At 58.6% G+C, this 22,961-nt stretch carries 23 protein-coding genes; 13 read left to right on the top strand and 10 right to left on the bottom strand.

Going from position 1 to position 22,961, the window contains the following annotated elements:
• The coding region (locus F8N85_RS32535) for an IS110 family transposase (protein ID WP_150806867.1) at positions 1–260 on the bottom strand (260 nt) is incomplete at its 3' end.
• 492 nt (positions 261–752) lie between these two features.
• Here F8N85_RS32535 and brnQ point away from each other — a divergent pair.
• The 3 genes from brnQ to F8N85_RS32520 all read left to right on the top strand — a co-directional run bounded on the left by brnQ (position 753) and on the right by F8N85_RS32520 (position 3,465).
• Positions 753–2,066, top strand: coding sequence for a branched-chain amino acid transport system II carrier protein (brnQ, locus tag F8N85_RS32530; RefSeq protein WP_150807521.1), 1,314 nt, complete (start codon positions 753–755; stop codon positions 2,064–2,066).
• Between the two features lie 260 nt (positions 2,067–2,326).
• Positions 2,327–3,064, top strand: coding sequence for a DUF599 domain-containing protein (locus F8N85_RS32525; RefSeq protein ID WP_150807520.1), 738 nt, complete (start codon positions 2,327–2,329; stop codon positions 3,062–3,064).
• Positions 3,064–3,465 (top strand): MAPEG family protein, encoded by a 402-nt coding sequence (locus F8N85_RS32520; protein WP_150807519.1) that lies wholly within the window; start codon positions 3,064–3,066, stop codon positions 3,463–3,465. Before F8N85_RS32525 ends, F8N85_RS32520 begins: the two co-directional genes overlap by 1 nt.
• A gap of 63 nt (positions 3,466–3,528) precedes the next feature.
• On the opposite strand, the gene F8N85_RS32515 is transcribed toward F8N85_RS32520, so the two are convergent.
• Entirely contained in the window at positions 3,529–3,780 is a 252-nt protein-coding gene (locus F8N85_RS32515) for a hypothetical protein (protein ID WP_150807518.1), read from the bottom strand.
• Between the two features lie 159 nt (positions 3,781–3,939).
• Between F8N85_RS32515 and F8N85_RS32510 the strand changes: the two genes are divergently transcribed.
• The 4 genes from F8N85_RS32510 (at position 3,940) to F8N85_RS32495 (ending at position 7,656) form a co-directional block, all read left to right on the top strand.
• Positions 3,940–4,416, top strand: coding sequence for a PaaI family thioesterase (locus F8N85_RS32510; protein WP_150807517.1), 477 nt, complete (start codon positions 3,940–3,942; stop codon positions 4,414–4,416).
• Positions 4,413–4,865 (top strand): PaaI family thioesterase, encoded by a 453-nt coding sequence (locus F8N85_RS32505; RefSeq protein WP_150807516.1) that lies wholly within the window; start codon positions 4,413–4,415, stop codon positions 4,863–4,865. Before F8N85_RS32510 ends, F8N85_RS32505 begins: the two co-directional genes overlap by 4 nt.
• An 89-nt stretch (positions 4,866–4,954) precedes the next feature.
• Positions 4,955–6,859, top strand: coding sequence for a molecular chaperone HtpG (htpG, locus tag F8N85_RS32500; protein WP_150807515.1), 1,905 nt, complete (start codon positions 4,955–4,957; stop codon positions 6,857–6,859).
• Between the two features lie 68 nt (positions 6,860–6,927).
• Positions 6,928–7,656 carry a dienelactone hydrolase family protein gene (locus tag F8N85_RS32495; RefSeq protein ID WP_150807514.1) on the top strand — a complete coding sequence of 243 codons (729 nt, stop codon included), beginning with the start codon at positions 6,928–6,930 and terminating at the stop codon, positions 7,654–7,656.
• 130 nt (positions 7,657–7,786) lie between these two features.
• Here the strand turns inward: F8N85_RS32495 and F8N85_RS32490 are convergent, their stop codons facing one another.
• Positions 7,787–8,674 (bottom strand): pirin family protein, encoded by an 888-nt coding sequence (locus F8N85_RS32490; protein ID WP_150807513.1) that lies wholly within the window; start codon positions 8,672–8,674, stop codon positions 7,787–7,789.
• 62 nt (positions 8,675–8,736) lie between these two features.
• Positions 8,737–9,153, bottom strand: coding sequence for an OsmC family protein (locus tag F8N85_RS32485; protein ID WP_150807512.1), 417 nt, complete (start codon positions 9,151–9,153; stop codon positions 8,737–8,739).
• A 174-nt stretch (positions 9,154–9,327) separates the two neighbouring features.
• Between F8N85_RS32485 and F8N85_RS32480 the strand changes: the two genes are divergently transcribed.
• The gene (locus F8N85_RS32480) at positions 9,328–10,332 is read left to right on the top strand and encodes an amidohydrolase family protein (RefSeq protein WP_224795797.1); all 1,005 of its coding nucleotides are present in this window, start codon (positions 9,328–9,330) and stop codon (positions 10,330–10,332) included.
• 96 nt (positions 10,333–10,428) lie between these two features.
• Complete coding sequence (locus tag F8N85_RS32475; RefSeq protein ID WP_150807510.1) at positions 10,429–10,890, top strand: DUF3859 domain-containing protein; 462 nt, start codon at positions 10,429–10,431, stop codon at positions 10,888–10,890.
• 82 nt (positions 10,891–10,972) lie between these two features.
• Here F8N85_RS32475 and F8N85_RS32470 read toward each other — a convergent pair whose 3' ends face one another.
• From F8N85_RS32470 to F8N85_RS32445, 6 genes are all read right to left on the bottom strand, one after another.
• Positions 10,973–13,951 carry an EAL domain-containing protein gene (locus F8N85_RS32470; protein ID WP_150807509.1) on the bottom strand — a complete coding sequence of 993 codons (2,979 nt, stop codon included), beginning with the start codon at positions 13,949–13,951 and terminating at the stop codon, positions 10,973–10,975.
• On the bottom strand, positions 13,939–14,958 hold the full coding sequence (locus tag F8N85_RS32465) for a substrate-binding domain-containing protein (RefSeq protein WP_224795796.1): 1,020 nt from the start codon (positions 14,956–14,958) through the stop codon (positions 13,939–13,941). Before F8N85_RS32465 ends, F8N85_RS32470 begins: the two co-directional genes overlap by 13 nt.
• Before the next feature lie 416 nt (positions 14,959–15,374).
• Complete coding sequence (gene fabB, locus F8N85_RS32460; protein WP_150807507.1) at positions 15,375–16,595, bottom strand: beta-ketoacyl-ACP synthase I; 1,221 nt, start codon at positions 16,593–16,595, stop codon at positions 15,375–15,377.
• An 11-nt stretch (positions 16,596–16,606) separates the two neighbouring features.
• Positions 16,607–17,122, bottom strand: coding sequence for a 3-hydroxyacyl-[acyl-carrier-protein] dehydratase FabA (fabA, locus tag F8N85_RS32455; protein ID WP_150644156.1), 516 nt, complete (start codon positions 17,120–17,122; stop codon positions 16,607–16,609).
• A 293-nt stretch (positions 17,123–17,415) separates the two neighbouring features.
• On the bottom strand, positions 17,416–19,317 hold the full coding sequence (locus F8N85_RS32450) for an ATP-binding protein (RefSeq protein WP_150807506.1): 1,902 nt from the start codon (positions 19,315–19,317) through the stop codon (positions 17,416–17,418).
• Positions 19,314–20,228: an ABC transporter substrate-binding protein gene (locus tag F8N85_RS32445; RefSeq protein WP_224795795.1), complete on the bottom strand. Its 915-nt coding sequence runs from the start codon at positions 20,226–20,228 to the stop codon at positions 19,314–19,316. The genes F8N85_RS32450 and F8N85_RS32445 overlap by 4 nt, the downstream gene beginning before the upstream one ends.
• Before the next feature lie 337 nt (positions 20,229–20,565).
• On the opposite strand from F8N85_RS32445, the gene F8N85_RS32440 reads away from it, so the two are divergent.
• The 4 genes from F8N85_RS32440 to F8N85_RS32425 all read left to right on the top strand — a co-directional run.
• Positions 20,566–21,591, top strand: a complete 1,026-nt coding sequence (locus tag F8N85_RS32440; protein WP_150807504.1) for an NAD(P)H-dependent glycerol-3-phosphate dehydrogenase — start codon at positions 20,566–20,568, stop codon at positions 21,589–21,591.
• 17 nt (positions 21,592–21,608) lie between these two features.
• The gene (locus F8N85_RS32435) at positions 21,609–21,971 is read left to right on the top strand and encodes a DUF4389 domain-containing protein (protein WP_150807503.1); all 363 of its coding nucleotides are present in this window, start codon (positions 21,609–21,611) and stop codon (positions 21,969–21,971) included.
• On the top strand, positions 21,968–22,417 hold the full coding sequence (gene sixA / locus F8N85_RS32430) for a phosphohistidine phosphatase SixA (RefSeq protein ID WP_150807502.1): 450 nt from the start codon (positions 21,968–21,970) through the stop codon (positions 22,415–22,417). The genes F8N85_RS32435 and sixA overlap by 4 nt, the downstream gene beginning before the upstream one ends.
• A gap of 281 nt (positions 22,418–22,698) precedes the next feature.
• Positions 22,699–22,961: IS110 family transposase (locus F8N85_RS32425; protein WP_150802186.1), on the top strand; the 263-nt coding region annotated here is incomplete at its 3' end.

The following is a 22,961-nucleotide window of genomic DNA, read 5'->3' as shown; positions in this document are numbered from 1 at the left end:
TTGGTCTGTGCAGGATTGACGACGCAGACCCGATAGCCCTTGTTGTACAAGAACTCGGCCAGCGCTTCATGGTAGATGCCGGTGGCCTCCATCACGATCAAGGCTGAAGGCTCGACATGCTTCTGCAGCCAGGCGTGGAACTCCTCGAACCCCTTGATTGCATTGGCCAGCTTGGCTTTGGTTTTATGTTTGCCGTTAGGCAGGTATTTGGCGATGTCAAAGGTGTGTTTAGCGGCGTCGACGCCAACATAATCGGACATGATCGTCTCCAATTGGATCAATTGTGATCATCACTGCACTCTGTCCAACCTTGCGAATGCGGGCTCTCGCCAGAGACGGGCCCAAGATACCGTTCGAACTATACGAGTGAGTGTGGAGGGTTGGAGCACGATCTACGTCGCAGGCTCTAGGCCTAAGGAGCTGCACGGCTTCCAGATCCCTCCCTCGATGATCAGTCGAGAACTATCGCTCCTGGCGGAGCGATAGTCGAGATACAAGGAGCTGCCGAAGGCTGCGATCTTTTGATCTTTTTAGTATGTAAACGCGACATTGAAATGTCGTATATCGGACAGTTCGCACCCTAACAGTGCGTTTTTCGCTCAAATTCGTTAGGCTAGCAGCCATTTTTGCGTCCGCTTCCCACAAGGAAGCTGCGCGCTTAACGGGTCAGTCCTATACGGACCGACAGCATTTCCCTCACCCATAGGGAAATCCCCCTCTAAATTCCGATTCAGTAGTGTGGTATTTCCTTAATGAAAGTGTTGAAAGGCCAGGACATCCTGGCACTTGGTTTTATGACGTTTGCCCTGTTCGTCGGGGCCGGCAACATCATCTTCCCACCTATCGTCGGTTTGCAGTCCGGGCCTCATGTCTGGATGGCGGCGCTGGGCTTTCTGATCACCGCGGTCGGTTTGCCGGTGATCACCGTGGTTGCCCTGGCCAAGGTCGGTGGCGCGATGGATGCGTTGAGCAGCCCGATCGGCAAAGTCGCGGGCGGTTTGTTGGCTGCGGTGTGCTATCTGGCCGTCGGTCCATTGTTCGCCACACCGCGCACCGCCACCGTATCCTTCGAAGTGGGCCTGGCGCCGTTGACCGGCGAGAGCCCGCTGGCGCTGTTCCTCTACAGTTCGGTGTACTTCCTGCTGGTGTTCTTCATTTCGCTGTACCCGGGCCGCCTGCTGGATACCGTGGGGCGTTTCCTGGCTCCGATGAAGATCATTGCGCTGGCGGCACTGGGTATTGCGGCATTTGCCTTGCCAGCCGGTGACGTCGGCACCGCCACCCCGGAATACGTTGCCGCGCCGTTCTCCCAAGGCTTCATCAATGGTTACCTGACCATGGATACCCTCGGTGCGCTGGTGTTCGGCATTGTCATCGTCAACGCCATTCGTTCCCGTGGTGTCGAGTCGCCGGCGCTGATTACCCGTTACGCGATCATCGCCGGGTTGATTGCCGGTGTGGGTCTGGCGCTGGTTTACGTCAGCCTATTCCGTCTCGGTTCGGGCAGCCATGAAGTGGCCGCGGGTGCCGCCAACGGCGCGGCCGTATTGCACGCTTATGTGCAACACACCTTCGGCTCCCTGGGCAGCGGTTTTCTTGCGGTGCTGATCTCCCTGGCCTGCCTGGTGACAGCGGTTGGTCTGACCTGCGCCTGCGCCGAATACTTCAGCCGGGTCCTGCCACTGTCCTACAAGACGCTGGTGATCATCCTGGCGGTGTTCTCGCTGCTGGTGTCCAATCTGGGCCTGACCAAACTGATCGCGTTCTCGATCCCGGTACTGACCGCGATCTACCCGCCGTGCATCGCCTTGGTTGCACTGAGCTTCTGCAAGGACTTCTGGCATGAGCAGGGGCGGATCGTCGGCCCGGTGATGCTGGTATCGTTCCTGTTCGGCCTGATCGACGCGCTGAAGGGCGCGGGTTTGGCGGACTGGATGCCGAGCCAGCTGTCGCACTTGCCGATGAGCGAGCAAGGCCTGGCCTGGCTGGTGCCGGCGGTGATGACCCTGGTGGTCGCTGTGGTTTGCGATCGTCTGCTCGGTAAGCGCGCCGAAGCCCTGGCTTAAGCTTTAAGATCCGCCACAAGCGGGTCTCAAGCAAAAACAGAAATGCCCCGTATCAATCGATACGGGGCATTTTTTATGGGCGTGAGGCAGTGTCTTTTTCCTTGCGCTAACGTCGAAGCACTGCAAAGCCCTTTGTGGGAGCGAGCTTGCTCGCGATGAGGGCCTGACATTCAGATCGATTTTGACTGATAGTCCGCAATCGCGAGCAAGCTCGCTCCCACAGGTTACCGGCCATCCGTATCTACATCACAAGGACCTGCATGTCGTTCATTCACGCGAATCTGATCCACATCCTCGCCGCGCTCTGGTTCGTCATCTGTTGGGGCGGCTATACCCGTTATGCCACGTGGAAGGGCCGCGACACCGCGTGCCTGGCCAGTGTGCTGCATTTATATCGCGAAGACTGGATGCGCCGCATGCTGCTGCGTGACAACCGCATTGCCGATGCCAGTGTGATCGGCAATCTGGAGCGTAATGCGTCGTTCTTTGCCTCGAGCACCCTGATTATCCTGGCCGGTATTCTCACTGTGCTCGGCGCTTCCGAGCGGGCGGTGTCACTGCTGGCGGACATTCCAATGGTGCAACAGGCCTCTCAAGGCATGTCGGAGATCAAGCTGCTGTGCCTGGCGGTAGTCTTTGTCTATGCCTTCTTTACGTTCAGCTGGTGCATGCGCCAGTACAACTTCGCGGCGATTCTGGTCGGCTCGGCGCCAATGATTGGCGAGCGGCATGTCTCCGAACAGGAGCGCAAGGCGTTTGCCATGCGTGCCGCGCGAGTCATCTCGCTGGCTGCCAACCAGTTCAACTTCGGTCTGCGCTCTTACTACTTCGGCATGACCATGCTGGCCTGGTTCGTCAGCCCCTGGCTGTTCATGCTGATGAGTGCCGGGGTGGTGTTCGTGCTGTATCGCCGGGAATTTCATTCCGACGTATTGGATGTCATGGTCTATACCCCTACTGAGGCGCCTTTGCCCGAGGTGGTCAAGGAGATCAACTAATGAGTATTCCGTTCTGGTGCGTGTTTATCAGCGCGCTGCTGATTATCATCGCCAAGATTCCGGTCGCCAGGGAAATGCAGGCGCTGGGCGGTTATGACAACCATTCGCCGCGCAACCAGCAGGCACAATTGACCGGTTTCGGGGCTCGCGCACTGGCAGCCCATCAAAACAGTTTCGAGGCCTTCATGCTGTTCGCGGCGGGGGTGTTGATGGCGCACACCACGCAGACGGCGGGATGGCTGATCGATTTGTTGGCAATCATCTTCGTGATCGCCCGGGTGCTTTACCTGCTCTGCTATTGGACGGACCTGGCCTGGCAGCGCAGTCTGGTTTGGGGTATCGGATTTGTCTGCACGCTGTTATTGATGCTTAGTCCAACTTTTCGCACTGTTCTGATCTGAACAATTTGCGGACAAAGAAAAGCCCGCACAAGGCGGGCTTTACCTGGACGAGCTAAAACCGGATTAGTTGGTTTTAGGCGCCGTTGCCGGAGCGGTCTCTTCGGTAGCTGCTTTGTTCGATTCAGCCTGAGCTTTGGCAGCTTCGGCGTTTTCTTTCGCAGCGTCGTTCACTTTATCCTGAGCTTCGTTCATTTTTTGCTGAGCTTCCTCAGAATGTTTGGCTGCATCTTGAGCTTTGTCCTCGGATTTTTTATCGCAGGCAGCGAGACCGAGGGTAGCGGTCAACATCAAGGCAATAGCTAAAGTCTTACGCATGGGGTGTTTCTCCTTAGTGAAGATATCTTCTGGCCTTTCGAGCACAGGCTCACAGGTTAAGTTCCTTGAAAGGCATAGATATATTAAGACCGCCGATCATGGAACTTTTACCTGAATCGATAATTGCACCACAGCGATACTAAGAAGAGAGTTAACCAAATGCCGCAAAACCTTGTTTTTGAACGCGCGACGCGCTTCCTGTCGGCCCTTAGGCACTGTCAGGTGCTGGGGATCGGCGTTTCCAGCGCCTCGACGGACGGCATCACGCTGATTCTGCCTTACAGCCCGCACGTAGTCGGCAATCCGCTCACCGGAGTAATACACGGAGGCGCAATTACTTCCCTGATGGACACCGCCTGTGGCATGGCGACCTTGTGCGTATTACCGGAATTCGAGGTTTGTCCGACCCTCGACCTGCGCATTGACTACATGCATCCCGCTGAACCCCACAAGGATGTTTATGGCTTTGCCCAGTGCTATCGAGTGACTACCGACGTGATATTCGCTCGCGGCTTTGCCTATCAGGATGACCCTGAGCAACCGATCGCTCATGTAGTGGGTACCTTTATGCGCATGGGCAAGGGCATTAAAGGAACAAAAGTTTTTGGCGGCGCAATCAGTGGCGGTGCGGTATGACGGACACATTCAAGGAACAACTGCAACAGGCTCATGCGCAGGGCGATTACGCCGCACTGCTGGAGTGGATCCCCTATGCCAAACTGATTGGAGTCGAGTGCTCGCGACTGGGAGATGAGTTGCTGTTTCGTCTGCCGGCGAACAAGGACAACATTGGTAATCCTATATTGCCAGCCATCCATGGTGGGGTCATTGCCGGGTTCATGGAGCTCGCCGCGGCCCTGCATCTGCTGGTCTTCACCGGGTCGCCCGGGGTGCCGAAGATTATCGACTTTTCCCTCGACTACCTGCGTGCCGGGCAGTTTCGCGACACTTTTGCCAAATGCCAGGTCTGCCGTCAGGGCCGACGCGTGGCCAACGTGGCAATCACTGCGTGGCAGACCACTGAGGCCGAGCCTATCGCCACGGCTCGCGCACATTTCAAGATTGAAGAGACACCAGGGTCTTGAAATCCTCGTCTTAGCCCCCAACTTTGATGACATCCCGCCGCCACCCATGCAGGGCGCGGCCAATGCCATCCAATTGGAGTTTGATGACCATGAGCGTGGAAACTCAAAAGGAAACCCTGGGCTTCCAGACCGAGGTAAAGCAGCTGCTGCACCTGATGATCCATTCGCTGTATTCCAACAAGGAAATTTTCCTTCGCGAATTGATCTCGAACGCCTCTGACGCAGTCGACAAATTACGTTTCGAGGCGCTGTCCAAGCCAGATTTGCTGGAAGGTGGCGCCGAGCTGAAAATCCGTGTGAGCTTCGACAAGGACGCTAAAACCGTCACCCTCGAAGACAACGGCATCGGCATGAGCCGCGAAGATGCGATCACCCACCTGGGGACCATCGCCAAGTCCGGCACCGCCGACTTCATGAAGCACCTCTCGGGCGATCAGAAAAAAGATTCGCACCTGATCGGTCAGTTCGGTGTCGGTTTCTACTCCGCGTTCATCGTTGCCGATAAAGTCGAGGTGTTCAGCCGCCGTGCCGGCCTCGCTGCCAGCGAAGGCGTGCACTGGTCGTCCAAGGGCCATGGCGAGTTCGACGTCGCGACCTTGGAGAAAGCCGATCGCGGTACCCGCATCGTGCTGCACCTGAAATCCGGTGAAGACGAGTTCGCCGATGGCTGGCGACTGCGCAATATCATCAAGAAGTACTCCGACCATATCGCGTTGCCGATCGAGCTGCCGAAAGAACAGGCTGCCAAAGAAGGCGAAGAGGCACCAGCGCTTGAATGGGAAACCGTCAACCGCGCCAGCGCCCTGTGGACTCGCCCTCGCACTGAAGTGAAAGACGAGGAATACCAGGAGTTCTACAAACACGTCGCCCACGATTTCGAGAACCCGCTGAGCTGGAGCCATAACAAGGTCGAAGGCAAGCTGGAATACACCTCGCTGCTCTACGTACCGACCCGCGCCCCGTTCGACCTGTACCAGCGTGAAGCGCCGAAAGGCCTGAAGCTGTACGTGCAGCGCGTGTTCGTGATGGATCAGGCCGAGTCGTTCCTGCCGCTGTACCTGCGCTTCACCAAGGGCATTGTCGACTCCAACGACCTGTCGCTGAACGTGTCGCGGGAAATCCTGCAGAAAGACCCGATCATTGACTCCATGAAGTCGGCGCTGACCAAGCGTGTGCTCGACATGCTGGAAAAACTGGCGAAGAACGAGCCTGAGCAATACAAGGGCTTCTGGAAGAACTTCGGCCAGGTCATGAAAGAAGGCCCGGCTGAAGACTTCGCCAACAAAGAGAAGATCGCCGGCCTGCTGCGTTTTGCCTCGACTCACGAAGAGGGCGGCGAGCAAGTGGTTGCACTGGCCGACTACCTGGCTCGTGCCAAGGAAGGCCAGGACAAGATCTACTACCTGACTGGCGAAACCTACGCGCAGGTCAAGAACAGCCCGCACCTGGAAGTCTTCCGCAAGAAAGGCATCGAAGTGCTGCTGTTGACCGATCGTATCGACGAGTGGCTGATGAGCTACCTCAGCGACTTCGACGGCAAGGGCTTTGTCGACGTGGCGCGCGGCGACCTGGACCTGGGCAATCTGGACTCGGAAGAGGACAAGAAAGCTGCAGAAGAAGTCGCGAAGACCAAAGAAGGACTGGTCGAACGCATCAAAACCGCGTTGGGCGAGGCTGTCAGCGAAGTACGGGTTTCCCACCGGCTGACCGAATCTCCGGCAATCCTGGCGATCGGCGAGCAGGACCTGGGCATGCAGATGCGCCAGATCCTCGAAGCCAGCGGCCAGAAAGTCCCGGATTCGAAGCCGATTTTCGAGTTCAACCCAACTCACCCGTTGATCGAGAAACTCGACAACGAGCAGGGCGAAGAGCGTTTCGGCGACCTCTCGCACATTCTCTTCGATCAGGCTGCCCTGGCCGCCGGGGACAGCTTGAAAGACCCGGCCGCCTATGTCCGCCGGTTGAACAAGTTGCTGGTTGAGCTGTCGGTTTAACAAGGTTGTTAAAAAAACCCGCTTCGGCGGGTTTTTTTTATCTGCTGATCCGTTAACAGGAGTCTGAAATGAGCCAAGTCATTGTTCGTTCCGTGGTCTACCAGATCGATGGCCAACCCTATGAAAGTCGTGTGGCGTTTGATGCCAGCCGGAAGGACCCGCGACCGGGCCTGCTGATGGCGCCAAACTGGATGGGTGTTGGCGCGGGGGCCGAAGAAATTGCCGAGTCGGTAGCCGGCAAAGGCTATGTGGTGTTGATTGCCGATCTTTATGGTCAGGCGCTTCGCCCACAAAATGCCGATGAAGCGGGCGCGGCGATGATGCCATTGAAAAATGATCGGGCCTTGCTGCGCAAGCGTATGCAGGCGGCGTTCGAGGCGCTGCAACATCAGGGCGAAGCGGCTGTTGATAGCTCGAAACTGGCGACCTTCGGTTTCTGCTTCGGCGGTTGCTGCTCACTGGAGCTGGCCCGCACCGGCGCGCCATTGAAAGCCGCCGTGTCGTTTCACGGCACCCTGGATACGCCTGATCCGGCGGATGCGAAGAACATCAAAGGTTCGGTGCTGGTGCTGCACGGGGCCAGCGATCCGCTGGTTCCCAAGGAACAGCTACCGGCCTTTGAAGACGAGATGAATGCCGCCGGTGTCGACTGGCAACTGCTCAGCTACGGCGGCGCGGTGCATTCCTTCACCGATCCGCAGGCCAATATGCCGGGCAAGATGATGTATGACGCCAGGACCGCAAGCCGGGCGTTTTTGTCGATGCACAATTTACTGGATGAGGTGTTCAAGGGCTGATTTCGGTTTCGACGCATAAAGATCAAAAGATCGCAGCCTGCGGCAGCTCCTACAAAAGAATCGGCGCCAACCCGGTCCATGTAGGAGCTGCCGCAGGCTGCGATTTTTTAGGGCCGCTGGCTTTCTACATTTAGAGCGGTGTCGGCGCGGCTCGACCCACAGGCAACTCGATCCGCTCAGTCTCTCCCGGCACTGTCGGCCAATCCCCGGCCGCCCAGCGTGCGCGGGCCTGGTCGATCAGCGCGGGATCGCTGGCGACAAAATTCCAGTTGATCCGCCGTGGCCCGTCCATCGGGGCGCCGCCAAACAGCACTGCGTGACAATCGCTTTGCGCGAACAGGGTCATGACTTCCCCGGCAGGCAAAACCACCAGCGAATGTGCTTCAACGGGCTCGCCATCCAGCTGTGCGTCACCGTCAAGCACATACAGCGCGCGTTCTTCGTGCTCATCGGGGATCAGCAGCGTGGTTGCCGTCTGCAGGCGCAGTTCGGCGTACAGGGTAGGGGAGAGCACCGGTACCGGAGACTCCAGGCAAAAGCCTGAACCGGCAATCATCCGGATCTGCACCCCGAGGTTATCGCTGACCGGCAGGCTGTCGGCCGGGTAGTGGCTGTAATGGCCCGGGCCTTGTTCGTGTTCTTTCGGCGAGGCCAGCCAGATTTGCAAGCCATGCATGCTGAAGCCACTGGCCTTGAGGGATTCCGGGGTGCGCTCGACATGGGCAATGGCACTGCCCGCCGTCATCCAGCTGACCTCGCCCGGTTTCACCCGTTGATCCGAGCCGAGGCTGTCCTTGTGCTGGATTTCCCCTTCGAACAGATAGGTCAGAGTCGACAGGCCGATATGCGGATGCTGACGGATGTTCATGCCTTTGCCCGCCGGATAGCGGGTCTGGAGCATATGGTCAAAAAACACGAAGGGTCCGACGCTGCGGCACTTGGCCGACGGCAGCGGACGCAGAATAGGTTGACCTTCGACATCCTCGGCGCGAGGGCGGATCACAGTCGGTGTGTTCATGGCGTATTCCAGGTTCAGCGGGTTATACCCGGGAGCATAACCCGCTGAGAAGGCAGTTGCCGCTACTGGCTGAACGCGCCTTCGGACAAAATGGTCTCGATGCTGACTTCGCTGCTGGTCATCAGCTTGTGCACCGGGCAGCGGTCAGCCACACGGTGCAGTTCTTCGCGCTGGGCGTCGGTCAGCACGCCCTTGAGGGTCAGCTTGACCTGCAGGCCGTACTTGCCTTTCTGCTCCTGGCTGTTGTCATGTTTGACTTCGACAGTGACCCCGGTCAGCGGGATGTCTTTTTTCTGCGCATACAGCTTGAGGGTCAGGGCCTTGCAGCCAGCCAGCGCGGCGTCGAAGTAATCATGGGGTTCCGGTGCGGAGCCTTCGCCGCCCTGGGCCTTGGGCAGGTCGGTAAAGAATTCGTGATCGTCGACCTGGATGCTGTGACGAAAGCCTTCGCTGGATTCGGTATTGACAGTAACGGTCATGTTAAACCTCATAGGCAGTGAGAAAGGTCGCGCCCCGGCAAGGGATCGCGGCAGGAAACAGCATTCAGTTATAGAACATTTGCTCCGACAGGCGTTCCACTTTCTTTGCCACTGAACCCTCGCTTGCAGGGTGGGGTCTATCCTGCTCATACCCTCTGGAGATAGCTCGTGCAGATGACCCGCTTGAGTTGCGCTTGGCTGTTGGTCCTTTCGAGCGCCTTTGCCGACGCCCGCGAATATGCCTACAGCGACGCGCACCTGCATTACGTCGACTTCTTCCAGGAGTCTGCCGGCATGGACACATTGCTCAAGGCCATGGCCGACAACCGCATCGAGCATGTGATGATTGCCGGGGTCCCGGTGGCCAAGAAATGGCATGAAGACGAACCCAAGCGTCCGCGTTATTACGCCGGTGACGACGCTGATGCCTACTGGTACAGCGCCACTGATGTGATTGTCGCTGCGGCGGTGAACAAACTGACCCCCGAACAGCGTCCGCGCTTTCATCCGTTTCTCTCGGGTTTCAATCCCAACGACAAGAATTCCGCTGCGCATATCCAGCGCATGCTCGATCTCAATCCGGGTCTGTGGCAAGGCATCGGCGAAGTCTTTACCCGTCACGATGACCTGACCGCATTGACGACCGGCGATACCCCGCGGGCGAATAACGAGGCGATGACGCGGATCTACCACCTTGCAGCGGAAAACGATCTGCCGGTGCTGCTGCATTCCAACATCACTTCCAAGCGTGAGAAAAATCCGTTGTACCTGGCGGAAGTTGAAGAACCGTTGCGCAATCATCCCCATACACGGTTTATCTGGGCCCATGCCGGAAGCAGTGTGGAAATCCATCGGCATCAGACGCAGATGGACTTTCTGTTGCCGACTCTGACGCGGATGCTCGAAGCCTATCCGAATCTGTACATCGACCTGTCCTGGAGCGTGCTCACGCCTTATCTGCTGGACGATGCGGGTCAGCCTCGACCGCAATGGCTAAAGCTGGTGAAGCGCTTCCCGGAGCGTTTCATGCTGGGCTCGGACGTGGTGGGGCGCTTCAACAAGCTGGGCCAGGAGTTGCAAAGCTTTGATCCGTTTCTGGATGCCTTGCCGGAGGACGTGGCGCGCAAGGTGGCGCGGGATAACTTCCTGGCGATCCTGCCGCGGCTTTCCATGAAGTGAACACCGTCCTTTGTGGGAGCAGGGGAACTCGCATCTGTCATCAACCTGTCACGCCTGCGTCATAACCTCGCGCCCATCTCAATCAAGGAGCGCGATATGCACCTCACCCGTTTAACCGCTCTGGCGGCGCTGATGATCAGTGGCCTGGCCAGTGCCGAAGTTCATGTGCAAGGTCCGGTGGAATACGGGGTTTTCGAAAGCCCGAAAGCCGAGTTGCAGTCAGGTGAGCGGGTGTTGCGCCGCAACAACCAGGCGATCGAACAGACAGAAATCGTCCCGGCGAAACTCGGCACCAAGTTCGGCCTGCGTTATCAACTGTCCGGCAAAGTGGCTGAAGACCTGCCGTTGACCTTGCTCTACTTCACACCGGGTATCCGCACCCCGGACGGCCAACGGCACGATAAAATCGAAGTGACTCAGAAACTGTTGCCCGGCGCACCCCAGGACGTAATGGCCTACGAATTCACCGAAAGCCATGAAGTGATCCCCGGCGAGTGGCATTTCATGGTGTTCCAGGGCGACCGGTTGCTGGCACAACAGCGCTTTACCGTGCGCTAGACCCCTGCGCCCAGCCTGGAGTTGTCGCAACTGACAGTCGACTTGAATACGCTGGCGGCGCGGTTTTCGGTGTGAGCCAGGGTCAGGTCTGATGATGTTGCACAAGCCCCGGTCGAGACCGCCGGGGAGTGCGCAACAATTGACTGATGTGCTCTGCGCTGACGGCTTTGCTGAACAGGTAGCCTTGCATCTCATCGCAGCCGTTTTCACGAAGGAAGATTTTCTGCTCTTCGGTTTCGACACCTTCAGCAATGACCTTGAGATTCAGTTTGTGTCCAAGCGAAATCACTGCGGTGGCAATGGCTTTGTCATTCTCGTTGGCGGGGAGGTCACGCACAAAAGACTGGTCGATCTTCAGTCGAGCGATTGGAAAACTTTTCAACGCAGCGAGGCTGGAATAACCGGTACCGAAGTCGTCGATCGAGAGACGGATCCCCATCGCCTGCAGTTCCTTCATCTTGCAGACGGCTTGCTGAAGGTCTTGCATGATCAGGCTTTCAGTCAGTTCCAGCTCAAGGTACATCGGGTCCAGTCCGGACTCTTGCAAGGCATTTCTCACCCGATCGATCAGGTCCCTTTCGATGAATTGGCGAGCTGATATGTTCACGGAAATGGTAATCGGCGGTCTGCCCGCATCTTGCCAGGCCTTGTTCTGTCTGCACGCGGTGTGAATCACCCAGTCGCCGATGGGTACAATCAAACCAGTCTCTTCGGCCTGTGGAATGAATTTGACCGGAGAAACAATGCCGAGCGAGGGGTGCTGCCAGCGGATCAGTGCTTCCACGCCGATAATCCGACCCGACTGTAAATCCACCTGCGGCTGGTACAGCAACAGGAACTCGTTATGGTTGAGTGCATTTCGAAGCCCATCTTGCATGGCGAGCTTGCCCTGAACTTTGCTGTTCATCTCATGGGTATAAAACTGGTAGCTGTTACGACCCAATTCCTTGGCCCGGTACATGGCGGCGTCGGCATTGCTGAGCAGGGTATCGGTATCCGTGCCGTCGGCAGGGTAGGAGGCCAACCCGATGCTGCAAGTGACGTGGAGTGTATGCCCGCTGAGCTGAATCGGCTGGAGGATAGCTTCCTGGATTTTCTGCACGGCTGGCGTAATGCCGTCGAGGTTAGAGGGTTGGTCGAACAGGATGATCACAAACTCGTCGCCACCGAGTCGTACCACCGTGTCGGAACGGCGTACGCACTCCAGCATTCGCTGGGCGACGGTTTTCAGCAACTGGTCTCCGGCGCTGTGTCCCAGGCTGTCGTTCACCAGTTTGAATTTATCCAGGTCGAGGAACACCACCGTCACCAGACGGTTGTAGCGCTGAGCGTAAAGGATCGCTTGCTTGAGACGGTCTTCGAGCAGTGTGCGATTCGGCAGCCCGGTCAGCGCGTCATGATCACCCATGAAACGGATGCGCTGTTCGGTGTGCTGGCGCTCTATTGCGATGCCGGCCAGGTGCGTCGCCATTTCGATCAGTTGCGTCTCGGTCGTGGTCGGGCTGCGCACAGTTTGGGAGTACAAGGCAAATGTACCCAGTACCTTGCGCTCATGGGACAGAATCGGCGTTGACCAACAGGCGCGAAATCCATAAGGCGCAGCGAGTGAACGGTACTCCTCCCACAGCGGGTCTTGCTCGATATCCGTGACGATGACCGGTTCTCGCCGATACACCGCGGTGCCGCACGAACCGACCTTCGGACCGATCGCGACCCCATCGATGAGCTGGGTGTAGGCCTTCGGTAGACTGGGGGCTGCTCCATGCCGCAGGTGCGTGCCGTCCTCGTCGAGCAGCAGGATGGACACCATCATGCCCTCCAGCTGGGACTCGATCAGGTGAGCAAGGCTGTCGAGGACTTCTTCGAGCTCGGTGCTTCTGGCGATCAGCTCGAGGACTTGACCTTGTCCGGCGCGGATCACGGCTTCTTGCTGTAATTGGGTGTTTTGCACCGCGAGGCGCTCGGTGGCGGTACTCAGTTGGGTGGTTTTTCTTTCCAGCTGGTGACGGTTTTTGAGGAACTGATTCACCGCGCGAGCCATGTTGCCAATCTCGTCCTCGCCGTGCTTGGCCATCATCAATTGCGCGTCGTCGATGTGCTCCTGACGCAGTTGCCGGCTTATTTCATTCAGCCGCGCGAGTACATGGCGGCCCATGAAAACGCGGGTCACGAACCAGGCGAACAGCAGACTGGCGCCCAACATGATCAGTACCCATTGCTGGCTTCGATTGGAGGCCTCGACCAAGCGTTGCACGGCTTCGCGATAATCTTGGGTGTAAGCGTTCGATTGCGTTCGGGCCACCGCGACCAGCATTGCTGCCTGATTTCTCAGTTCCTCATGGAAACGCTGTATGACATCGTGCTGGTTGATGATCCTCAGGCGCAGGGAGAACAGATCAGGTGTGTCCAGGTGCGCCACGGGTAACCTGCCTGCCGTTCGTGACAGGCTTTCGAACCGGCTCTGCAGCAGTTGTACGGCCTTGCTATCACTGGCTCGCGGCAGGTCAAAGAGTACCACCGCCAGTCCCATGCTGGCCTGGGTTCGGGTTGCGGTTAATTGGACGATGCGCTCCTGCAGGCTTTGCTCGAACCTGACTTCGGTTTGCAACTTGCTTTCTCGCAGCTGTGCCACGATGTTGGCGGTATTGCGGAACAACTGGCTCGACTGATGCACGTCGAGTATGGCTACGCCATTGTTCGCGGCCGTCAGCTGCAATACCAGCCGATCAAGTGCTTCAAGCTGTTCGACGGTCGCTGCATAGGTTGAATGCAGGGTCTGGAATGAGCGGGTCGTCAGTAGTTGATCGGTCTGGCGTTCGATCAGCAGTGTGTTCTGCACCATGTCCTGTCCATATTGCATACGGACCAGACGCTCATCCGTCAGCTGGCGGGTGGCGCTGTTTGAGGTCCGCAACGCGTAGACCGCAGTCGCGCCACCGGCCAGGATCAGCAGCGCCAATGCCAGAAAAGCCAGTGTGAACTGCGCCCGCAACGATTGCGGCAGCAGCTGGCGATACAGGCTTGTGAGCCGGGAAGTCACGTCCACTGTCAGGGATTCCAAAGGTGGCGGTAGATATCTCGGTAACCATTGTCCGGGTCGTACTGAAACTTCTTCCCGCCGTCAAAAGCGATATTGTCGATATTGACCAGGTGAATCGGTGCCACGAAGCCGCTTACTGGCTGCCCCGCAAACAACCGGTTCAATTCATCCATCACCTGCCAGCCGTGCAGGTTGAGCGGCTCGGCGACGGTGACGGTTTGATAGGTCTCTGCCCGTATACGTAAAAACGCCGAAGCACTGCCATCCCCGGCAGACAGCAGACTCATGCCGTCACTGGGTATCCCGGCACCGGTCAAGGCGACAATCGAGTAGTCGAAATAGATATCGTTGATGGCCAGCGTATGAGTCCAGCGCTTGCCATAGCGCTGAAGCAGTTCCCGAGTGAGCGCAGGCATCTGCTCGCTGCTTTGCGAGATCGCGACATCGCGTACTTCCAGCAATGTGCATTCCTGACAGGCCCGGATCACGCTTTCCATGGCCTGGGCTTTCGCTGTGGCGATGCTGTATCGGGAGTCGGTCAGGATGACCACACCGGCCTGTCCGTTTGACTGTGCCACTGCCGCCATGGCGGTGAGGCGAGCCACTTCCAGTGGGTCAGTGGTGACGTTCATCGCCACCGGCGTGCCACGAATCGGTCCGGGCTGCGCGCCAGCGTGCCAGCCAACCACTGGCACACCCTGGAGGGCGAACGGAGTCAGCGCCGCAGTGTTCTCGAGAGCATCGGAGCCACACAGAACCAGCCCGTCGGGTTTTGCTGCCAAGGCATCGGCAAAAGCCTTCGCGCGCCCGGCCGTTGATCCGCCGCCATCGAATATCTTCAGCGTCCAGCCCATCGCCGTAGCCGCCTCACGGGCACCCTGCGCGACTCCGACAATCCCCCCATTACGTAAATCTTCCGCGACCAAGGCGATGCTCTTGCCGCGCCGGGCAGACGGGCCGGATACCGGGCCGCTCCAGCGAACTGCTTCGAGGGTGGCCCTGGAAACCCTTTGCTGCGCCTGATGCACCGTCACCTTTGCGACGTCGGCCGCGCCTGGCGGATTCGGCAAATTCTGACTGTATCCGGGAGCGGCGGTGAAAAGGCAGAAAACCGTAATCGAAGAGACCCTGAGTAGCCAGGCGCTGTGCAATCGCTTGGGGTTATCACGGCGTCCGATTCCGGCGCGATCATATTCTGGCATGGCGTCCCTTTTTGCCGAGAGTGCAGCAGCGTCCGCGAGAACCCTGCTGTCATCACGTCTTGTTTGGGTAAAGTGCGCGAACTTTAGTCCCGAACATTCAGGAAAAGGGGCAGGGTCCAGGGCACAAGACTAGGGACGAAGGCCAACTGGCATCGTTGACTAGATCAGTTGGTATTACAAGGTCGTACAAAAAAACAGGCAAAAAAAACGGCACCCGCAGGTGCCGTTTTTTCAGAGGCAGATTACTTGCCCTGCCAGCGCTTCAGGACCAGGGTGGCATTGGTGCCACCGAAGCCGAAGCTGTTGCTCATCACGTTGTTGAGCGTGACGTTCTCGCGGGTCTTGGTCAGGATCGGCATGTCAGCGACGGCTGGGTCCAGCTCGTCGATGTTGGCCGAGCCGGCCATGAAGTTGCCTTCCATCATCAGCATGCAGTAGATCGCTTCATGAACGCCGGCGGCACCCAGGGAGTGACCGGACAGGCTCTTGGTGGAGCTGATGGCCGGAGCCTTGTCGCCGAACACTTCGCGGACACCTTCCATCTCCTTGGAATCACCGACCGGAGTCGAAGTGCCGTGAGTGTTCAGGTAGTCGATCGGGCCATCGACGGTGGACATGGCCATCTGCATGCAACGGATGGCGCCTTCGCCGCTTGGAGCGACCATGTCGTAGCCGTCGGAGGTCGCGCCGTAGCCGACGATTTCCGCGTAGATCTTCGCGCCGCGGGCCAGAGCGTGTTCCAGCTCTTCAACCACGACCATGCCGCCACCGCCGGCGATGACAAAACCGTCACGCTTGGCGTCGTAGGCACGGGAAGCTTTTTCCGGGGTTTCGTTGTACTTGCTGGACAGTGCGCCCATGGCGTCGAACAGGAACGACTGGCTCCAATGCTCTTCTTCACCGCCGCCGGCGAACACGATGTCCTGCTTGCCCATCTGGATCTGTTCCATGGCGCTACCGATGCAGTGAGCGCTGGTGGCACAGGCAGAAGCGATGGAGTAGTTCAGACCCTTGATCTTGAACGGTGTGGCCAGGCAAGCGGAAACAGTGCTGCTCATGGTCCGAGTCACGCGGTACGGGCCTACTTGCTTGACGCCTTTCTCGCGCAGAATGTCCAGCGCTTCCATCTGGTTCAGCGTGGAGGCGCCACCGGAACCGGCGATCAGGCCGGTGCGCGGGTTGGACACTTGCTCTTCGGTCAGGCCGGAGTCAGTGATCGCGTCTTTCATGGCCAGGTAGGCGTAAGCCGCTGCGTGGCCGACGAAGCGAAAGGTCTTGCGATCAATCAGCTCTTTAAGGTCGAGGTCAATGGAGCCGGAAACCTGGCTACGCAGACCCATTTCGGCATATTCCGGGTTGAATCGGATGCCAGGGCGGCTTGCACGCAGGTTAGCGGAGACGGTCTCTTTGTCATTGCCCAGGCACGAAACGATGCCCAGACCAGTGATAACGACGCGGCGCATGCGGATAACCCTTAGAAGTTGTCAGTGGAAGTAAATACGCCGACCCGAAGGCCTTCGGCGGTATAGATCTCGCGGCCGTCGACGCTGACAGAACCATCGGCGATGGCCATGTTCAGCTTGCCGCGCATGACGCGCTTGATCTGAATGTTGTAAGTCACTTTTCCGGCAGTCGGCAAGACCTGGCCGAAGAATTTTACCTCTCCTGAACCCAATGCGCGACCACGGCCTGGCAAACCCTGCCAGCCAAGGAAGAAACCGACCAGCTGCCACATGGCATCCAGGCCCAGGCAGCCCGGCATGACCGGGTCGCCTTCAAAGTGGCAGGCGAAGAACCACAGGTCCGGATTGATATCCAGCTCGGCGACCAATTCACCTTTGCCGTACTTGCCACCCTCGGCGCTGATATGGGTGATGCGATCCACCATCAGCATGTTCGGGGCGGGCAGTTGCGCGTTACCTGGGCCGAACAGCTCACCGCGACTGCAGCGCAGCAGGTCTTCCCGAGTAAAGGCGTTTTGTTTGGTCATGCGAGCTCCTCAATAGTCCCATGCGGCAGGGTGGGGCAAATCTTCCCGACCGATCGAAGCGTTCATGCCTCGAATCGACAGCCTACTCATAGACTATTGCGTTGTAGTGAAAGTCACAGCACAAAGGGCACGAATGTACACTTGTGCACTGAAATTTTTATTCAGGCCTGTTTATGGGCCTGTTCGGGTGCCTAAGACTGCCGCACTTTCGCATTTCACGCCAGTCACAGATCGTCGAAACCTCAGTTTCAGGGTCTGTTAACGTTTGGTTTGTTATTAAACGTCAACAGACCTTAGTGTACCCAGCGTTGCAGAATTTGCTGCAGATCAGTGCGTTTGAACGGCTTGGCCAGGTAATCGTTCATCCCGGCTTCCAGGCAGGCCTCGCGATCGCCCTGCAAGGCGTTGGCGGTCAGGGCAATAATTGGCAGCTCGGCGCAGCCGGGCAGTTGGCGGATCCGGCGGGTCGCTTCATAGCCATCGATCAGCGGCAATCGACAATCCATCAGAATCGCTTCGAATATCAGGCTCTCGGCGCTGCGAATGGCTTGCGCACCGTCGGTGGCGATGCTGACGGTGAAGCCCAGGCTGCGCAGCATCGCTTCGATCACGGTCTGGTTGACCGGATTGTCCTCGACCAGCAGTACGTTGCGGCCCTCGCCATGGGCACTGGTTGAATGCACTCGAGGTGGCAGCACTGGCAGGCTCTGCTGGTACAGGGCCAAGGGGATCTCCAGGGTAAACACCGAGCCACGACCTTCTTCACTCTGGCCGCGCAGGGTGCCGCCCATCCGTTCGGCGAGGGTACGTGCAATCGGCAGCCCAAGCCCGGTGCCGCCATAACGTCGGGAAATCGAACTGTCGGCCTGTTGGAACGCATTGAACATCTGCTCCAGGCTTTGCGCCGATATCCCGATGCCGCTGTCGCGTACGCTGCAGGTAAACCATAGCAACTGGTGATCCAGGGATTGCCACTGTGGCTCGATGGTCACGCTGCCCTGTTCGGTGAACTTCAGCGCATTGCCGATCAGGTTGACCAGGATCTGCCGGATCCGCGTCGGATCGCCCTGGACCCGCAGCGACTCCATGCCGGCCGGAATCTGCAGCTCAAAATCGAGACCACGCTGCGCGGCGCTGTGCTGGAACGCCTGGGCGCAACTGCTGATAAGTTCGGCAAGATTGAACGGAATATGTTCCAGTTCCAATGCCGCACGCTCGATGCGCGAGAAGTCGAGGATGTCGTTGATCACTTTGAGCAGGTGCTCGGTGGACTCCGAGGCCAGCGCCGCATATTCGATCTGCTCCTCGGTCATCTCGGTGGTTTCGAGCAGTTGCAGCATCCCCAGCACGCCGTTCATCGGCGTGCGCAGTTCGTGACTCATCATCGCGAGGAAGTCGGATTTGGCGTTGTTGGCTTTTTCCGCTTCTTCGCGGGTCTGGATCAGTTGGGCCATTGCCTGATGCTGTTCGCGGCTGGCTTGCTCGAGGCCGTCGGCGAGGTTGTTGATATGCCGTGACAAGTTGCCAAGCTCGGCATCGTCGACGATCGGCAGCGGGGTACTGTAGTCGCCCTGTTGAATGGCCTTGACCGCATTGCCCATGGCACTGATCGGCTGCGACAGGCTGGCGGCCAGGCGTCTGGCCAGGAGAAAGGTAAACAGCAACGCGAACAGCGCCAGGACGCCTGCCTTGAGCAGAATTTCCTGCTGGCGTTGGCTGAAGGCATCGTTCGACAGGCCGACAATTACCCGACCCAGGTAATCCTCTCGCGGGGCGTTGACCGACGCTTTGCCGTTCTCGAAGAAATCAGTGTTCAGATGGATCCGTTGCAGGCGTACCGGCGCCTGAAACACTTCAACCTGTTGCGAGCGGTTGATGGCTTCCGAAGGCTGCTCGACGTACACCAGAATATTGTTGGCGCTGTCCTGTACCTCCAGGAAACGTACGTGCGGGGTGGCCAGGGTGGCCTTCAAGAGGCTTTCGAGCACCTCGTTGTTGCCGGAAATCACCCCGTACTCGGTGGCGGGCGCCAGTTGGTTGGCAATCAGCTGGCCGGTGTGATTCAGCTCCTGGCGCAAATCCTGAATTCGCACGAAGGTAAAGAAGCTGATCAGCAGCAAGGTCAGTAGCAAAGCCGGGCCAAGGCTGATGATCTGGGTGCGGGTATTGATGTCCCAACGGCGACGGAAGGTCATGGGCGATGCTGCTCTCTTTCGGCCAGCCGGGTGGCGACAGACTGTTCGTCAATCGGCTCGATACCCAGCGAGCGTGCCACTTGCGGGTTGCTCGCCACTTTGAAATGTTGCGGATACAGCGCCCGCGGCCAGTCGCTGGTCGGGCGGTCGAGCAAGGTGTCGAGGGTGGCCAGCCAGTCGTTTTGATCACTGTAGGTGCTGGCCAGGCTTCCTGCCTTGACGAACGCTGCATTGGGACCGATCAGTGCCAACTGCCGGGCATAGCTGCTGAGCAGCAGATTCTTCGCGGTTTTCGGGTTGTACAGGTCGTTATCGTCGAGACCCAGCAGCACGTCGCTTTTTTTCATCAGGGTCTGGAGTGGACGGCTGTCACCGGTGTTCTCCCAGCGCTCGGCGACGATTTCCAGTCCCAGCGGTTGCGCGTGTTGACGCAGCTCTCTCAAGAGAAATTCGCTGGTGCGGTCATAGAGCACGCCGACCCGCCGGGCTCGCGGCAGGATGCTGTGGATCAGGCGCAATTGCCGGTCCAGCGGTGGGTCGCTCCACAGCAGACAGAGGCCGGCGGGCAGATCGTTGCTCAGACGTTGCCGGGCTTGCAGCCGATTGATGCGCAGCACCAGGGTCGCCGGCCCTTGGGCGTCCTGCAGGCGCCACTCGAGGCTTGGCAGGTCGAGCAGGATCAGGCGTGTGCCCGAGGCCAGCTGACTCGGTGCCGGCAGGGTCGCCAGCAAGCGGAAACGCACCCGATCTTCAGGCCGCAAAGTGCTCAAGGCCCGAGTGAAGGACTGCACGCCAGGGCTGTCTTCGGCACCCGTCAGGACAATCTCGGCGGCTCGGCCCGCAAGACTGGCGAGCAGGCAGATGATCCCCAGGCACACTGAGCCGATGAGGCGGCCAAGGGGTGGCTTCATCCATGACTGGCATTGATCCATGCTAGAACGCTAACTCCGCGCTGGGGTAGAGCCCATGGCGTGATCCCGCTGACCAGCCGCAGGCTATAGCTGACGGTATGGATACCCATGGTGAGCGAGAGGGGGGAGGGCCAAAATACACGGCACAGCCTTGATAACAGGTAATTGCCGCGCATGTTAACCGAGCGTGGCGGGTTTGCCAGTCGACTGGTCCGCAAATGATAGGGTGAAATTGTCAGATCCGGTCATTTGCCAGTAATTGATCGCAGGGCTGGCCGCCTGAGGACTGCCCCGTATAATGCCGATATCGCCACTGCTATGGATTAATGGATTGCATATGACTGAACAGCGCCCTATTGCGGTCCTGGGAGGCGGAAGTTTTGGTACCGCCGTGGCCAATCTGCTGGCCGAGAACGGTCTTGGCGTGCGGTTGTGGATGCGTGACCCGGAACAGGCCGAGGCTATTCGGGTCAATCGCGAGAATCCGCGTTACCTCAAAGGCATCAAGGTTCACCCGACGGTAGAACCGGTCACGGACCTGCTGGCGACCCTGACCGACTGCGATCTGTGCTTTGTCGCATTGCCGTCCAGCGCCTTGCGCTCGGTGCTGGCCCCGCATGCTGAGCTGTTGAGCGGCAAATTGCTGGTCAGCCTGACCAAGGGCATTGAGGCGCACACCTTCAAGCTGATGAGCGAAATTCTCGAAGAAATCGCTCCGCAAGCGCGAATCGGCGTGTTGTCGGGGCCGAACCTGGCTCGGGAAATTGCTGAACATGCGCTGACTGCCACGGTGGTCGCCAGCGAAGACGAGGAACTCTGCGAGCGCGTCCAGGAGGCGCTGCATGGCCGCACCTTCCGTGTTTACGCCAGCGCCGACCGCTTTGGCGTCGAGCTGGGTGGTGCGTTGAAGAACGTCTATGCCATCATCGCCGGCATGGCGGTAGCCTTGGGCATGGGTGAAAACACCAAGAGCATGCTGATTACGCGCGCGCTGGCGGAAATGACCCGGTTCGCGGTGAACCAGGGCGCCAATCCGATGACCTTCCTCGGTCTGGCCGGGGTGGGTGATTTGATCGTCACCTGTTCTTCGCCCAAGAGCCGCAATTACCAGGTGGGTTTTGCCCTGGGGCAGGGCTTGAGCCTGGAGGATGCGGTGACGCGGCTGGGCGAAGTCGCCGAGGGCGTCAATACTCTCAAGGTGCTCAAGGCCAAGGCCCAGGAAGTCGGGGTGTATATGCCGCTGGTCGCCGGATTGCATGCGATTCTGTTCGAAGGGCGCACGCTTGATCAGGTGATCGAGTTGTTGATGCGTGGTGAGCCGAAAACCGATGTCGACTTTATCTCCACCAGTGGTTTCAACTGACAGGAAAGGAGCGGGACATGAACGATCCGAAGGATCCATCCACAACATCCGAAGCCGGGTATGAGTCCATTTTGCTGCGCGTCCTGTGGATGCTGGTGTACGTGTTGGTCTGGCAAGTGGCGCAATTCATGCTCGGCGCTGTGGTGCTGGTGCAGCTCATCTACCGGCTGATCTACGGTGCACCCAGTGCCAGCCTGATGAACTTCGGCGACAGCCTGAGCCAGTTCCTGGCGCAGATCGGGCGCTTCGGCAGTTTCCACAGCGACCAGAAGCCCTGGCCATTCGCCGATTGGCCGACCCCGCGTACACCGGAAGGCGAAACGCCGCATGCCGTACCGCCGGCACCGCACCCGGTACGGGACGAGGAGCCGAAGCTATGAAGCTCTGGGTGCTGCGTCACGGCGAAGCCGAGCCCCACGCCCGTAGCGACGCTGAGCGTAACCTGACCGAGAATGGTCGCAAGGAAGTGCTGAGCAGCGCCGCGCAACTCATCGGCCAACCTCTCAGCGCGATCTACGCCAGCCCTTACGCGCGGGCACAGCAGACCGCGCAATTGGTGCGCGAAGCCTTGGGCTTCGAGCCTGAGGTCCGCACCGTGAAGTGGCTGACTCCCGACAACGATCCGCCGGCGGTGGTGGATGAGCTCGACTCGTTGGACAACGTGCTGCTGGTCAGCCATAACCCGCTCGTCAGCAACCTGATTGCCTATCTGCAACACGGCCACTGGCGTGAACTGCAGCGGGTGGGCACCGCAGGCCTGGTCGAGTTGGAAGGTGACTGGCCACTGGCGGGGTTGATGAGCCTCAAAAGCATCAAACATCCCTGAAAAACCTGGCTGAATGCAAAAAGATCGCAGCCTTCGGCAGCTCCTTGTATCTCGACTATCGCTCCGCCAGGAGCGATAGTTCTCGACTGATCATCGAGGGAGGGATCTGGAAGCCGTGCAGCTCCTTAGGCCTAGAGCCTGCGACGTAGATCGTGCTCCAACCCTCCACACTCACTCGTATAGTTCGAACGGTATCTTGGGCCCGTCTCTGGCGAGAGCCCGCATTCGCAAGGTTGGACAGAGTGCAGTGATGATCACAATTGATCCAATTGGAGACGATCATGTCCGATTATGTTGGCGTCGACGCCGCTAAACACACCTTTGACATCGCCAAATACCTGCCTAACGGCAAACATAAAACCAAAGCCAAGCTGGCCAATGCAATCAAGGGGTTCGAGGAGTTCCACGCCTGGCTGCAGAAGCATGTCGAGCCTTCAGCCTTGATCGTGATGGAGGCCACCGGCATCTACCATGAAGCGCTGGCCGAGTTCTTGTACAACAAGGGCTATCGGGTCTGCGTCGTCAATCCTGCACAGACCAAAGC

Origin of the sequence: Pseudomonas fluorescens (assembly GCF_902497875.1) — a bacterium.
GTDB classification, from domain to species: Bacteria; Pseudomonadota; Gammaproteobacteria; order Pseudomonadales; family Pseudomonadaceae; genus Aquipseudomonas; species Aquipseudomonas fluorescens_BR.
This window is presented reverse-complemented; position numbering and strand designations above follow the sequence as displayed.